Source organism: Methylobacterium sp. Leaf456 (assembly GCF_001425465.1).
Taxonomy (GTDB): domain Bacteria; phylum Pseudomonadota; class Alphaproteobacteria; order Rhizobiales; family Beijerinckiaceae; genus Methylobacterium.
The window spans coordinates 440,226-453,945 of sequence record NZ_LMQV01000043.1; the positions used below are offsets into that span (position 1 = coordinate 440,226).

The following is a 13,720-nucleotide window of genomic DNA, read 5'->3' on the forward strand; positions in this document are numbered from 1 at the left end:
GATACGGGATAGGCCTCGCCCTTGAGTGGTTCGAATAAGGCTCCGGTAAGAGGTCGGGATGAATCTGTCCCGGCCAATCGAGTGCGGTTGAAGTGATGGTGCGATTTCGCGAGTTGGTCTTCCCCCATCCCCTGGTCGGCTACTGCCTGCTTCCGGACGGGCGGGAATACGCCTGCTGCGCGACCCGCCTGTCGCCGGTCGGTGCCGAGTTCCAGTTGAATGCGACGCTCGCGGCGGGCGACGCCGTCACCTGCCGGCTCGACCGGGTCGGCCTCCTGCACGGCCACTTCACCGCGGCCTCGGAGAGCGGGTTCACCATGGCCTTCGCCCTGACGGACGCGCGCCGCGAGCGGCTGGCCGCCCGCATCGCGTGGCTCTCGGCCAATGCGGACGGGCGCGTCGAGCAGCGCGCCGCCCCGCGCATCGTCCCGGCGCGGCCCGAGGTCACCCTCGTGTTCGACGACGGCTTCCCCATCGACGGGCGCATCCTCGACCTGTCGCCCTTCGGCGCGGCCATCGCCCTCGACGGACGGCTGCGCCCGCTCGTCGGACAGACCGTCAAGGTCGGCAAGCGCTACGCCCAGGTCGTCCGCATCCTCGAGGGCGGCCCGGAGCGGGGCATGGCGGTGCGGTTCCGCCTGCCGTTCACCCCCGAGACCTTCAACCCGTCGATCGTCCTGTAAGGAACGCCCGCGCTTCCGCTCCGTTACCCTGGCCATCAGCCCCAGAGCTGACGGCCTGACTGCATCAGGCCGTCGGCTCCGGGGTCTTGCTTTACCGCGCATTCTTTCGACGAACCGGTATCCGCTTCGTCGGAATGCGCTTTGAGGAGAGCGGCATGCGGATCATCGCGACGGCATCGGCCCTGACGGTCGTGACTTTGCTGAGCGTCGGAACGGCGGAAGCGAAGGGATGCATCAAGGGAGCGATCATCGGCGGCGTCGCCGGGCATTACCTCGCCGAGCGCGGCGTGGTCGGCGCGGTCGCCGGGTGCCTGGCCGGGCGCGCGCTCGCCAACCGTCAGGCGCGGCGCCAGCGCGAGATCGATTACGGCTCCCGCGTCCAGCCCCGCGGCGCGGGCTACGGCGCCCCGCAGGGCACCGGTCAGCGCAGCTACGGCTACTGAGGGATCGCGGGGGCGCCTTTCGGCGCTCCCGCTTCGCCCGCGCGAGGCCCCACCTCGCCGACACGGCAACGCTCTTGCTTGGCGTTTCCCGCCATGGCCCTCTGGGTCTGCGGGGGACCAGCGATGACGACGCCTTCGACCACGCTCGACAAGAGTCTCAACGCCTTCCACCTCTGGGGCATCGCCGTCGGACTCGTCATCTCGGGCGAGTATTTCGGGTGGAGCTACGGCTGGGCGCAGGCCGGCACGCTGGGCTTCCTCGTCACCACGGTCGCGGTCGCCGCGATGTACGTGGCCTTCATCTTCAGCTTCACCGAACTCACCACCGCGATCCCGCAGGCCGGCGGCCCCTTCGCCTATGCGCTTCGCGCCTTCGGGCCGACGGGCGCGGCGATCGCCGGCTACGCCACGCTGATCGAGTTCGTGTTCGCGCCCCCGGCCATCGCGCTGGCCATCGGGGCCTATCTCAACGTCCAGTTCCCCGGCCTCGACCCGAAGCACGCCGCGCTTGGCGCCTACCTCGTGTTCATGGGCCTCAACATCGTCGGCGTGCAGATCGCCGCGACCTTTGAGCTCGTCGTCACGGTGCTGGCGGTGGCCGAACTCCTCGTGTTCATGGGCGTCGTCGCCCCGGCCTTCAGCGTGTCGAACTTCGTGGCCGGCGGCTGGGCCGGGCAGGATACGTTCACCGTGGGTGCGCTCGGCGGCATCTTCGCCGCGATCCCCTTCGCGATCTGGTTCTTCCTCGCCATCGAGGGCGTCGCCATGGCGGCGGAAGAAGCGAAAGACCCCAAGCGCACCATTCCCATCGCCTACATCACCGGCGTGCTGACGCTCACCGCACTCGCCTTCGGCGTGATGCTGTTCGCCGGCGCCACCGGCGACTGGAAGAGCCTGTCCGATCTCAACGATCCGCTGCCGCAGGCGATGAAGCGGGTGGTCGGCGAATCGAGCGGCTGGCTGCACATGCTGGTCTGGCTCGGTCTGTTCGGGCTCGTCGCCTCGTTCCACGGCATCATCATGGGCTATGCCCGCCAGATCTTCGCGCTGGCCCGCGCCGGCTTCCTGCCCGCAATCTTCGCCCGGGTGCATCCGCGCTTCCGCACGCCCTATCTCGCGACGCTCGCGGGCGGCGTCGTCGGCATCGCGGCGATCTACAGCGACAGCCTGATCAGCGTCGCCGGGCAGTCGCTCACCGCCAGCATCGTCACCATGGCGGTGTTCGGCGCGCTGACCATGTACGTCGTCAGCATGCTCGCCCTGTTTCAATTGCGCCGCAGCGAGCCCGGCCTCGCCCGGCCCTACCGGGCGCCGCTCTATCCCTACGCGCCGGCCTTCGCGCTGGTCATGGCCGTCCTCTGCCTCGTGGCCCTGATCGTCTACAACCCGCTGATCTTCGCGATCTTTGCCGCCGTCATGGTCGTCGCGGTCGTGCTGGCGCGGGTCGTCGCCAAGCCTGCGGCGGCGGGACCGGTTTCGAGCTTCGATCCGGCGCTCTAAACCCGCATCCATGCGAATTGGCATTCTGGAAACCGGCTTCCCGCCGGAGCGGCTCGGCGGGCGCTTTCCGTCCTACGGCGCGATGGTCGAGGCCCTGATCGGCGACGGGCATTCTTTCGCGTGCTTCGACGTGACCGCGGGGCGATGGCCCGCGGCGCCCGACGCATTCGAGGCCTACGTCATCACCGGCTCACCCGCCTCGGTCTACGACCAGACGCCGTGGGTCGCCGACCTCCTCGCCTTCCTGCGCGACCTCGACCGCACGACAAAACTCGTCGGCCTGTGCTTCGGCCATCAGGCGCTGGCCCAGGCCTTCGGCGGCCGGGTCGAGCGCTCGGCGCGCGGCTGGGGCCTGGGGCTGCACGCCTACGAGGTGATCGAGCGCGCGCCCTTCATGGACGACGCCGGACCCATTGCGATCCCGGTGAGCCATCAGGATCAGGTCGTGGCCCTGCCTCCCGGCGCCCGGGTGCTGGCCGGCAGCGCCTTCACCCCCTATGGCGTGCTGGCCTATGCCGACCGGCCCGCCCTCTCGTTCCAGTGCCACCCTGAGTTCCACCCGGCCTACGCCCGCGCCCTCACCGAAGGCCACCGCGCGGGCGATGGGCACCCAGCCCTGGTGCGCGACGCGCTGGCCTCGCTGGAGGCCGGCGCCGACAACGACCGGGTGGCCGGCTGGATCCGCCGCTTCCTGAAATCCGATTGAGGGGGGCTTGGTGCGGGTAGAGGGAATCGAACCCCCACGCCTTGCGGCTGGCGATTTTGAGTCGCCCGCGTCTACCAATTCCGCCATACCCGCGACGCCTCCGCCTCATGGCACAGGCCGGGGCCTCAGGGCCAGCGCGAATTTTCGCTCGCGCTCACGCCCTCGCTTCGCGCCGGCTTCTGTGCTGAAAGGGCGGCGCTTCCCGCTCGCGCCTCATCTCGGATCTCGGATCCAAGCCGAGGCGCTCGATTCCTGTTTCTGCATCGTCTTTTTCCGAAAGCCGGAAGCCACCTTTCGGGCCGATGCTCTCGCGGATGAGGACCCATGATCCGCCGTCTCTACGAGTGGATACTCGCGCTCGCCGCCAAGCCCTCGGCGCCCTACGCGCTCGGGGCGGTCGCGTTCGCCGAAAGCTCGTTCTTCCCCGTGCCGCCCGACGCCATGCTGGTGCCGATGGCGGTGAGCCGGCCCGACCGGGTCTGGCTCTACGCCACCATCGCGACCGTCGCCTCGGTGCTCGGCGGCCTCGTCGGCTACGCCATCGGCGCGCTGCTGTTCGATTCGGTCGGGGTCTGGCTGTTCAACCTCTACGGGCTCGCCGACAAGGCCGAGACGTTCCAGCAATCCTACGCCACCTACGGGCATTGGGTGATCCTCCTGAAGGGGCTCACGCCGATCCCCTACAAGCTCGTCACCATCACCTCGGGCTTCGCCCATTACTCGCTGTTCTGGTTCACCGTTCTGTCGGTGGTGACCCGCGGGGCGCGGTTCTTCCTGCTCGCCTGGCTGCTCGGGCGCTACGGCGTCGGCATCCGCGCGGTGCTCGACCGGCACCTCAACGTGGTGGCGGGCCTGTTCGCCGCGGTGATCATCCTCGGCTTCGTCGCGTTCAAGGTGATGCTGTGAGCCTGCGGACCATCGCGCTGGCGCTCGCCGTCGCGGCGGCGGCGACTGTGGGCGCCGCGCTCGTGTTCGAGCACGGCTTCGGCTACGTGCCGTGCAAGCTCTGCCTGACCGAGCGGGTGCCGTATTATCTCGCCGCCCCGCTCGCGCTCGTCGCTGCCTTCCTGCCGCCGCGGCCGGCGCGGTTCCTGCTCGGACTCGTCGCGCTGGTGCTGCTCTACGGGACCGGGCTCGGCTCCTATCACGCGGGCGCCGAGTGGGGCTTCTGGCCCGGCCCGAACGATTGCGGCGGCGGCTCGGGGGCGGGCCCGGCCGATGTCGGCGACTTCCTCAAGAGCCTGGAGAGCGTGCGGCCGGTCGATTGCACGACCGCCGCGTGGCGTTTTCTTGGCATCTCCCTGGCGGGCTGGAACGCGCTGATCGCCGCCGCGCTGAGCCTCGTGGCCGCGGTTGCGGCCCTCGGCTTCGCTCAGCCCTCGACCGGGCCGCACCAGCCGGGCAGGTAGCCGGCCTCCGGCGACTTGGCGAAGCGCATGGCTCGCTCCAGCGCGGCGGAGAAGTCGTCGGCGATGATCTTCGGTTTGATCTTGCGTCTCAAAAAATCGGCCCAGAGGAACTCGCTGAACGGCGTCGTGTCCTTGGCGAATCCCCCCGCCCGGCGCAGCTCGCCCGCGAGGCTGCGATAGGGGTCGTCGGCGAGCGCCGAAATTTTCTTCGGGATGTCCGAGAAGCCGACCCGGACGCCGCTGGCGTCGTAGGGGTGAACCCAGGACTTGTGGTCGGCCACCGTCCAGAACGCGTCCTTGCTGAGCTTGTGCAGGTCGGCCACCACCGTCACCAGCACGCTCTCGACGCCCTCCTCGTGCAGCGCGCGGGAGAGGTGGTGATGGTCGATGACGTAGTGGTGCTTCTTCGGCCCGAGCAGCACCGGGATCATGTGAGAGCCGAGGAAGGCCGCCTTCTTGTCGGCGTCGTGCTCGCGCCAGCGGCGGCGCTTCTCAGCGACCTCGCGGTAGCCGACCGTCATCTGGGTCGGCCGCAGCTCGGCGATCGGCACGGGTTTGAGCAGGGGTTCGCGCGGGGCCATGGGGATTCGTCCGTCAGAGCATCGGCCCGAAAGGTGGGAACCGGCTTTCGGAAAAAGCCGATGCGGCACAAGCATCCAGCACGAGGTGCTGGTCGTTCGATGGCAAAGCGAGCGCGCACCGGCGCGAGAGCAAGCGGCCGAGCTTCACATTCGTGTGAAACCTAAAGCCCGTAGCCGCCCATGGCGCAGACCAGGGCCCACTCGTCGTCCGTCACGGGCTGGACCGAGAGGCGCGAGTTGACGACGAGCATCATGGCCTTCAGCGCGTCCTCCGCCTTGATGGCGTCGAGGGGCACGGGGCGGGGCATCGGCGCAACGGCGCGGACATCGACCATGCCGAAGCGGCCGGTCTCGTCGGTGTGGTCGGGATAGTACGGCTTGATGACCTCGACGATGCCGACGACGGCCTTGCCCTCGTTCGAGTGGTAGAAGAAGCCGCGCTCGCCGATCTGCATCGCCTGCATCTGCTTCTTGGCGAGGTGGTTGCGCACCCCGTTCCAGAACGTGCCGGCCTCGCCCGCCGCGACCTGCTGCTTCCACGACCAGGTCGAGGGCTCGGACTTGAACAGCCAGTGGGCCATGGGGGACGAGGGCTCCGTGGACGACGCCCCCGCTTACGGGAATCGCGGCCGCGCTTGAAGCGGGGTGGGGGGTGGGTGCGGGGCTTTCCAGGCGTCTCGGGCCGTCATTCCGGGGCCGCGTAGCGGAACCCGGAATCCACCCGTGATGCGCGGTGCCCGGCCGAAGACGAGCCGTCGCGGCCAGTCGTGGATTCCGGGTTCGCTTCGCGCCCCGGAATGACGGCGGTGGGGGAAGGCGCGTGGCGTTCAACCGAGCGCGCGTTGCCAGTAGGTGAGGCTATCCGGGTTCACGGGCGAACCCGCCGCCTCCACCCGGCCCATCACCAACTCATAAAAGTCCTGCGCCGCATCCCGCCCGATCAAGTCGCGCAGCGCCGTGAGGATGCGGGTGATGCGCAGGTGGTTGTGGTCGTAAGCGCGCAGCCAGCCGTCTGTGGCCTCGTAGAAGCGGGCCATGCGGGCGGTCGCGGCGCGCAGCCCTTCGGTGGCCGCCGGATCGGTGCGGATGGCCTCGGCCTCCATCGGCGTCAGCACCGGGGCGCCGGGCACCGCGCGGCTCGCCTCGGGGAGGGGAAAGCACCACTGGATGAAGTCGTGGACGCCCTCGATGCGGGCATCGTCGAAGGCGAGCACGTCGGCAAGACGCCGCCCGGCGCCGTCGCGGCCATGGCCGGCGAGGAAGGCGTGGATCGTGCCGCTCACTCGACCTCTCCCTTGAGCGGGCGCGACAGCAGGCGGCTCGTGGCGGCATCGACCGTGAGTTCGCCCGCGACCACCGCGGCGACCGCCTCGGCCACCGGCATCTCGACCGCGCGGGCGCGGGCGAGGCCGACCAGAGCCGCTGCCGTGAAGGCGCCCTCGGCGAGCTTTCCGCCCGCCGCGTCCTCGGGCGTGGCGCCTTTGCCGAGCCGCTCGCCGAAGGCGAAGTTGCGCGATTGCGACGAGGAGGCGGTCAGTACGAGATCGCCCAGCCCCGACAGGCCCATCAGCGTCTCGGCCCGGCCCCCATAGGCGCGGGCGAAGCGCATCAGCTCGGCGAAGGCGCGGGCGATGAGCGCGGCACGGGCACTCTCGCCCAGCCCCCGGCCGGCGACGATGCCCGACGCGATGGCGAGCACGTTCTTGCCCGCGCCGCCGATCTCGACGCCGCGCACGTCGTCTGTGTGGTAGAGGCGGAAGGCCGGGCCCGAGAGCAGGCCGGACAGGCGCGCGGCCTCGCGCCCGTCGGCGCAGGCGAGCGTCACGGCGGTCGGCAATCCCCTGGCGACATCGACGGCGAAGCTCGGCCCCGACAGCACCGCGACCGGGCGCTCCGGCCCGATCACCTCGGCGGCGACCGCGCTCATGAAGCTGTCGCTGCCGCGCTCGATTCCCTTGGCGCAGAGCACGATCGGCGCGTCCGGCCGCAGCACGGGCGCGAGCGTGCCGAGCACGCCGCGGAGCGTCTGGGCCGGGACGACGAGGAGCACGGTGGCGGCGTCATTGAGCGCGCCGGTCTCGGTGGTCGCCCGCACGCCCTCGTGCAGGCCGATACCCGGCAGGTAGCGGGCGTTGGCGCGGCTCGTCTGCATCTGCGCCGCGGTCTTTTCATCGCGCAACCAGAGCGTCACCGGATGCCCCGCGGCGGCGGCGGCGTTGGCGAGCGCCGTGCCCCAGGCCCCGCCGCCGATAACCGCGACGCCGCGCGCTCCGTCCGATGCCTGCTCCATACCGCACTCCGCCGGCGATTTTTTGGAGGGGACCGTCGGCGTGACGGCCCCCGTACCGGAGCTAGATGTGCGTTCGACGGGGCTTGTCTATCCGAATTGGGATATTCCCCGAGTCCGAAAAAATCAGGCGGCGGTCGGACCGGTCTCCAGCGGCGCGGCCTCGCGGGGGCGGATGTCCATCGGGTTGCCGCGCCACACGATGGCCGTGCGGCCCCAGGCGCTGGCCCAGATCGCGGGCAGCAGGGCGTCGCGCACGAGGAAGGCCAGCACCAGCCGGGGCGAGCGGTGCCAGCCGGCCCGCACCGCGAGCGCGACTTCGGCGCCGTACCAGAGCGCGCCGATGCCGATCAGCAGGGCGGTCGCCTCCATGGTGCCGATCGCGAGCGCCGCGAGCGTCAGCGGCAGCAGCGGGCCGATGCCGATCTCGGGGGCGAAGAACAGCGGGAAGGTGACCCGCCGCAGCCGCGCCCAGCGCACCTGCCGCGCCCAGACCTCGCTCAACGAGCGCCGTCCGAGGGGCTGGCGGAACGGCGAAGCCACGAGATGGACCCGGCAGCCGGCGGCGCGCACGAGCTTGGTCGCCGCCGCGTCCTCGGCGATCTCGGCGTTGAGCGCGCGGATGCCGCCGCGCGCGTCGAGGAACGGCTTGTTCCACAGCATGCTCTTGCCCTGGGCGAAGCCGAGGCCCAGCGCCTCGCCGGCATATTGCCAGCGCGCCTGCAGGGTGTTGAGGAAGGCGCATTCGACCAGCGCGAAGAAGCCGTCCGGCCGGTCGCCGATCGGCGTCGAGCAGACGAGGCCGGTGTCCGCGCGCCACGCCGCCTGCATCTGGCCGATGTAGTCGGGGGGCATCATCACGTTCGAATCGGCCAGGATCACCCAGTCGTGGGCGGCGGCGTCCCAGCCGCGGACGCAGTTGTTGAGCTTCGGGTTACCGCCGATGCGCTCGTCGCCGAGGATCAGCCGCGAGGGGATGTGTGCGTACTCCGCCCGCACCCGCTCCAACATTGGCAGGATCGGGTCGGCGGCATCGGCCACGCAGAAGATCAGCTCGTAGGCCGGGTGGTCGAGCCGGAAGCTCGCCCGCAGGGTCTCCTCGCTGAAGGCCTCCAGGCCCCGCAGCGGGCGCACCACCGAGATGGGGGCGTTCGCCGGAAACGCGGAGGCGCGGCGCCGTCGCCCGATGCGAACCATCGCCACCGCGAGGCTCGCGAGGTTGACGAGCACGAGCGCGAGGACCGCCCAGAGGGCGAAGGTCGCGAGCGTGCCGCTCTCCGGCAAGGCGGCCATGCGGGGCGTCTCCGAACGTGCGGCATCGGGCGCCGGGTCGCGCCCCTTCACGCCCCTAGCAGCGCGGCCTTATCAGGCGTGTGACACCTCATCTCCGCCTCAAGGCCGTTCTTGCTGCCGATCGTGTTCCATCCGGCCTACGAGGCCGCCCTGCCGGAGGGCCACCGCTTTCCGATGCGGAAATACGGCCGGCTCGCCGAGGTTCTTCTCGCGCGCGGGCTGGTGCCGGACGGGTTCGTGACGCCGGAGCCCGCCGACGCCGCTTTGCTCTCCGGCGCGCACGATTTCGCTTACGTCGAGGCGGTGTTGACCGGGCAGGTGCCGCGGGCGGTCGAGCGGGCGATCGGCCTGCCGGTGACGGAGTCGGTGGTCGCCCGCTCCCACGCCTCGTCGGGCGGCACGCTGTGCGCCGCGCGGCTCGCCCTCGACCATGGGTTGGCGGGCAGCACGGCGGGCGGCAGCCACCATGCGCGCCGAGCCGGCGGGGCGGGGTTCTGCGTGTTCAACGACGTGGCGGTGGCGGCGCTGGCGCTCAAGCGGGAGGGGCGCATCCGGCGGGCGCTCATCGTCGATCTCGACGTGCATCAAGGCGACGGCACCGCCGACTGCCTTGCCCGCGAGCCCGACCTGTTCACGCTCTCGGTCCATTGCGAGCGCAACTACCCCACCGACAAGGTGCCGGGCGACCTCGACATCGGCCTGCCCGACGGGCTCGGCGATGCGGACTATCTGGCGGTGCTGGAAGCGCGCCTGCCGCCGCTGGTCGAGGGGTTTGCGCCGGACCTGATCTTCTACAACGCGGGCGTCGATCCCCACCGCGACGACCGCCTCGGCCGGCTCGACCTCACCGACGAGGGGCTTTCGGCCCGCGACCGTTTCGTGGTCGGGCTGGCGAAGTCGAAAAGGGTTCCGCTCTGCACGGTGGTCGGCGGCGGCTACGGCAGCGATGTCGATGCCATCGCGGCGCGGCATGCGCTGGTGTTCGAGGCGATGGCGGGGGTGTGAGGGCCCTCAGGCCGCGCTCGCCTGCGGCGGCAGCGCCCGCCGGGCCTTGAGCGGGATGCTCTCGATCAATCCCGGCACCTCCCGCGCGGGCCGAGCCGGGCTGTAGAGGAAGCCTTGCGCGCTGTTGCAGCGCTTGAGCCGCAGCAACTCGGCCTGCTGCACCGTCTCGACGCCCTCCACCGTCACGTCGATGGCCAGATCGCGGGCGATGACCATGATCGCCTCGATCACCGTGAGGCATTCGCGGCGGTGAATCAGGTCGCGCACGAAGGCACGGTCGATCTTGATCTTGTCGACGGGAAACTGGGTCAGGTAGCTCAGCGACGAGAAGCCGGTGCCGAAATCGTCGAGGGCGATGCGCACGCCCGAGGCCCGCAGGCGGCGCAGGTTCTCGATGACGCTGGGCGTGCTCCCGAGGAAGATCGTCTCGGTGATCTCGATCTCCAGGCGGTTGGGGGCCAGCCCGGTCGCCTGCAACGCCGCCTCGACCTCGGCGACGAAGCCCGGCAGGCGGAAGTGGATCGAGGAGATGTTGACCGCGACCCGCAAGGCTTCGGGCCAGCCCGCCGCCTCGGCGCAGGCGGTCCGCAGGGCCCAGCGGCCGATCTCGATGACGAAGCCGGTGCTCTCGGCGATCGGCACCGTCTCGGCCGGAGAGACCGCGCCCTCGCCCGGCCGGGTCCAGCGCAGCAGCGCTTCGAAGCCGACCACATGCTCGTCGGCGAGGCTCACCAGCGGCTGGTAGTGCAAGGCCATCTCGCCGTTCTCGAGCGCCGGGCGCATCGCCGCGTCGAGTTCGCGGTGGCGCTGGGCGCGCCGCTCCAGGCTGGCGTCGAAGGCGTGCCAGCGGCCCTTGCCGGATTCCTTGGCGGTGTAGAGGGCGAGATCGGCCTTGCGCAGCAGGCTCTCGGGATCGGTGGCGTCGCGGGGCGCGTGGGCGAGGCCGACGCTGACGCCGATCTCGGCGCGCACGCCGTCGATCCAGTAGGGCTCGCCGAGCGCCGCGACGCAGGCCTGCGCCAGGGCTTCCGCCGCCTCGACGGGGCCGCGATGCAGGATCGCGAACTCGTCCCCGCCCAGCCGGAAGCCGTGGGCCGAGGGCGCGGCGGCGGTGACGGCGCGGATGCGGTCGGCCACCTGCCGGAGAAGCGCGTCGCCCGCGCCGTGGCCGGCGCTGTCGTTGACGAGCTTGAACCCGTCGAGGTCGAGATAGAGCAGGCTCTTCGGGGTGCCGCCGGGCGCGGCGGCCGCGCGGCACGCGGTCTGCGCGATGTCGCGGAACACCGCCCGGTTCGACAGGCCGGTCAGTGCGTCGCGGGTGGCGAGATAGGCGATCCGCTCCTCGGCGGCCCGGCTCGCGGTCACGTCCGAGCCGACCCCGCGGAAGCCCGCGAAGGCGCCGCGCCGGTCCTGGAACGGCTTGCCGCTGAGCCGCAGCCAGCGCAGGCCCTCGCCCTCGGTGAAGGCCACGAGTTTCTCGCGGAACGGCTCGCGGGCGGCGAGGCACGCCAGGATCTCGGCCATGCCGTCGTCGCCCGGTGCGCCGCCGCCGAGCAGGGTGGCGAGCGAGGTCGAGTGCAGGTCCTCCTCCGTGCGCCCGAGCGCCTGCGCCATCCGGGCCGAGACGTGCTGGAGCCCGCCCGCCTCGTCGGTCTCCCACAGCCAGTCGCTGGTGTTGGCCTCGAACTCGTTGAGCAGGAGGCCGATGGTCTGGCCCTGGTCCTCGACGCGCACGCGGTCGTGGATGCGCTCCAGCGACAGCCGGCTCATCCGCGCGACGCTCGCCAGCACGAAGATCGCGTAGACGACGAGCAGCACGCCGATGCTCAGCGCGATCCCTTCCCCTGAGCGGGCGAGCCCGACGAAGCTGCCGAGGATCAGCGGCACCGCGAACAGGAACGAGACCGAGAGCAGCGGCCCGACCACGTAGGCATCCGAGATCAGCCCGGCGGCGGTGGCGACGATGATCAGGCGCTGGTCATTGCTGGCGGGCGCGAACAGCATGATCGGCATCGTCGCCCAGGTGAGCCCGAGGGCGAGCGCCAGCCCCGCCGAGATGCGGTAGCCGAGCGCGACGCCGACCTCCGACACCCCGTCGGCATAGCGGCGGCGGTAGAGCCGGTTGGTGTAGAGGGTCAGTCCGATGATCATCGTGACGACGGCGAACAACCCGGCGAGGTAGAGCCGCGACGCGGTGTCCCAGAACAGGATCGGGAGCACCACCGCCACGGCGAAATGCGTGACCGCGGAGATGTTGGCGAGCTTCAGGGTCTCGTCGAGAAGGTCGGCCCGGACCTGGAGCCGGTAGCGCTCCGGCGGCGCCTCGGCCACAGCCCAAAGCAGCCGGCGCGCGAGCCAGCCGCCCTTCTCACCGTCCCGCTCCCGCATGGCGTCACCCGGCATGGCGCGCCACCACCCGCATCGGGATGCCGCCGCGGGGCCGCAGGGTGACCCGGAACTGCGCCTCCGGCATCTCGGCCCGCTCCGGCACGAAGCGCAGGGCCGGCAGCAGGGTGGCCAGCACCACGAGGCATTCGGTGAGCGCGAGCCCCATGCCGATGCAGACCCGCGGGCCGGCGCCGAACGGGAGGTAGGCGTAGCGGTCGCGGCCCGCATGGATCGCCGGGGCGAAGCGGTCGGGATCGAAGGCGTCGGGCCGGTCCCACAGGGCCCGGTTGCGATGGAGCGCGTAGACCGGCACGTGGATCGATTCGCCCGCCGGAATCCGCGCCTCGCCGAGGCGCACCTCGGCCGTCGCGCGGCGTACGATCAGGGGGGCGGGCGGATAGAGGCGCATCGATTCCATCAGCACCTGCCGGGTGTAGGTCAGGCGCTCGACCCCGTCCGGGTTCTCGGCGAGCGGGGCGGGAAGCGCGGCGATCTCGGCGAGCATCCGTGCCTCGACCTCGGGGCGGTCGGCGACCAGCCGCAGGGTCCAGGCGAGCGCCAAGGCCGTCGTCTCGTGTCCTGCGGCGACGAAGGTGAGGAGGTTGTCGATCAGTGCGTCTTCGGGCAGGCCGAGCCCGGTTTCAGGATCGCGCGCCTCCAGCAGCAATCCGAGCAGATCGCGGCCCGGCTCGCCGCGGGCCCTGCGCCGGGCGACGGTGCGGGCGGTCTCCCGGCGCAGGAAGCGCGCGGCGGCCGCACCCCGGCGGGCGCCCGGATGCGGCATCCATTCCGGCGCGCCGAGATGGGCGAGCGCGATCTTCCACTGCGTCTGCGACAGGTAGTCGTCGATCGCCCGGCCGAAGGGGCCGACCTGCATCTCGGAATCGCCCGAGATCATGGTGGCGACGATGATCTCGAAGGCGGTGCGCATCAGCTCCGGCAGGATGTCGGCGGCCGGGGCATCGGCTTTGGCGGCCGCCTGCCAGCGCGCCCGCCCGGCCTCCGCTGCCGCCGCGATGGCCGGGACGAAGCCTCGGATGCGGTCGGGCCGGAACATCGGCGCCGCGGTCCGCCGTTGCCCGCGCCAGAACGCACCGTCCGCCGTGAGGATGCCGCGCCCCAGCGCGGGCGCGAGCGCCCGCAGCATGAAGGTCTCGCGCTCCAGCGCGTCGGACTGATCGACCAACAGACTACGGATCAGTTGCGGCTCGCAGACGAAGGTGGTGCGCCGGCCGAGGAAGCGGGTGGCGACGGCGGGCTGCGCGTACACCTCCTCCGGCCACGCCTCGATCATGCTGCGCAGCATCGTCGCCAGCAGGGGCGGCACCGTCAGGGCCTCGGCGAGCGTGCCCTTCAACGAGGACGGGCGCTGGTCGCAGAGACGGAATGTGGTCGATGCCGATGCCATCGCTCCCTCCGATGGCG

The 13,720-nt window shown here is 71.2% G+C and carries 14 protein-coding genes and 1 tRNA gene; 7 read left to right on the plus strand and 8 right to left on the minus strand.

Features of this window, described 5'->3' with window-relative positions; genetic code table 11:
• The first annotated feature begins 95 nt into the window (after window positions 1–95).
• The 4 genes from ASG52_RS23520 (at window position 96) to ASG52_RS23535 (ending at window position 3,332) form a co-directional block, all read left to right on the plus strand.
• The gene (locus ASG52_RS23520) at window positions 96–683 is read left to right on the plus strand and encodes a PilZ domain-containing protein (RefSeq protein WP_056248586.1); all 588 of its coding nucleotides are present in this window, start codon (window positions 96–98) and stop codon (window positions 681–683) included.
• Between the two features lie 155 nt (window positions 684–838).
• The gene (locus ASG52_RS23525) at window positions 839–1,126 is read left to right on the plus strand and encodes a hypothetical protein (protein ID WP_056248891.1); all 288 of its coding nucleotides are present in this window, start codon (window positions 839–841) and stop codon (window positions 1,124–1,126) included.
• 123 nt (window positions 1,127–1,249) lie between these two features.
• Window positions 1,250–2,626: an ethanolamine permease gene (eat, locus tag ASG52_RS23530; protein WP_056248589.1), complete on the plus strand. Its 1,377-nt coding sequence runs from the start codon at window positions 1,250–1,252 to the stop codon at window positions 2,624–2,626.
• 10 nt (window positions 2,627–2,636) lie between these two features.
• Window positions 2,637–3,332: a glutamine amidotransferase-related protein gene (locus tag ASG52_RS23535; protein ID WP_056248592.1), complete on the plus strand. Its 696-nt coding sequence runs from the start codon at window positions 2,637–2,639 to the stop codon at window positions 3,330–3,332.
• Window positions 3,333–3,340: 8 nt separating this feature from the next.
• Here ASG52_RS23535 and ASG52_RS23540 read toward each other — a convergent pair.
• Window positions 3,341–3,425, minus strand: a tRNA-Leu gene (locus ASG52_RS23540).
• Between the two features lie 231 nt (window positions 3,426–3,656).
• On the opposite strand from ASG52_RS23540, the gene ASG52_RS23545 reads away from it, so the two are divergent.
• On the plus strand, window positions 3,657–4,238 hold the full coding sequence (locus tag ASG52_RS23545) for a YqaA family protein (protein ID WP_056248594.1): 582 nt from the start codon (window positions 3,657–3,659) through the stop codon (window positions 4,236–4,238).
• A complete protein-coding gene (locus tag ASG52_RS23550) occupies window positions 4,235–4,741 on the plus strand; it encodes a disulfide bond formation protein B (RefSeq protein WP_056248599.1) in 507 nt (168 codons plus the stop codon). The genes ASG52_RS23545 and ASG52_RS23550 overlap by 4 nt, the downstream gene beginning before the upstream one ends.
• Here ASG52_RS23550 and ASG52_RS23555 read toward each other — a convergent pair.
• The 5 genes from ASG52_RS23555 to ASG52_RS23575 form a co-directional block, all read right to left on the minus strand.
• Window positions 4,705–5,322, minus strand: a complete 618-nt coding sequence (locus ASG52_RS23555) for a ParB-like protein (protein ID WP_056248601.1) — start codon at window positions 5,320–5,322, stop codon at window positions 4,705–4,707. The two genes, ASG52_RS23550 and ASG52_RS23555, sit on opposite strands and share 37 nt — an antisense overlap.
• A 161-nt stretch (window positions 5,323–5,483) precedes the next feature.
• Window positions 5,484–5,903, minus strand: a complete 420-nt coding sequence (locus ASG52_RS23560; protein WP_056248604.1) for an EVE domain-containing protein — start codon at window positions 5,901–5,903, stop codon at window positions 5,484–5,486.
• Between the two features lie 246 nt (window positions 5,904–6,149).
• The gene (locus ASG52_RS23565) at window positions 6,150–6,605 is read right to left on the minus strand and encodes an opioid growth factor receptor-related protein (protein WP_056248606.1); all 456 of its coding nucleotides are present in this window, start codon (window positions 6,603–6,605) and stop codon (window positions 6,150–6,152) included.
• Entirely contained in the window at window positions 6,602–7,612 is a 1,011-nt protein-coding gene (locus ASG52_RS23570) for an NAD(P)H-dependent glycerol-3-phosphate dehydrogenase (RefSeq protein ID WP_056248610.1), read from the minus strand. The genes ASG52_RS23565 and ASG52_RS23570 overlap by 4 nt, the downstream gene beginning before the upstream one ends.
• Window positions 7,613–7,735: 123 nt before the next feature.
• On the minus strand, window positions 7,736–8,902 hold the full coding sequence (locus ASG52_RS23575; RefSeq protein WP_056248614.1) for a ceramide glucosyltransferase: 1,167 nt from the start codon (window positions 8,900–8,902) through the stop codon (window positions 7,736–7,738).
• A gap of 111 nt (window positions 8,903–9,013) precedes the next feature.
• Between ASG52_RS23575 and ASG52_RS23580 the strand changes: the two genes are divergently transcribed.
• Window positions 9,014–9,907, plus strand: a complete 894-nt coding sequence (locus ASG52_RS23580; protein ID WP_056248617.1) for a histone deacetylase family protein — start codon at window positions 9,014–9,016, stop codon at window positions 9,905–9,907.
• Window positions 9,908–9,913: 6 nt separating this feature from the next.
• On the opposite strand, the gene ASG52_RS23585 is transcribed toward ASG52_RS23580, so the two are convergent.
• The gene (locus ASG52_RS23585; protein ID WP_082552711.1) at window positions 9,914–12,310 is read right to left on the minus strand and encodes a putative bifunctional diguanylate cyclase/phosphodiesterase; all 2,397 of its coding nucleotides are present in this window, start codon (window positions 12,308–12,310) and stop codon (window positions 9,914–9,916) included.
• Window positions 12,300–13,703, minus strand: coding sequence for a cytochrome P450 (locus ASG52_RS23590; protein ID WP_056248620.1), 1,404 nt, complete (start codon window positions 13,701–13,703; stop codon window positions 12,300–12,302). The genes ASG52_RS23585 and ASG52_RS23590 overlap by 11 nt, the downstream gene beginning before the upstream one ends.
• Window positions 13,704–13,720: the final 17 nt, after the last annotated feature.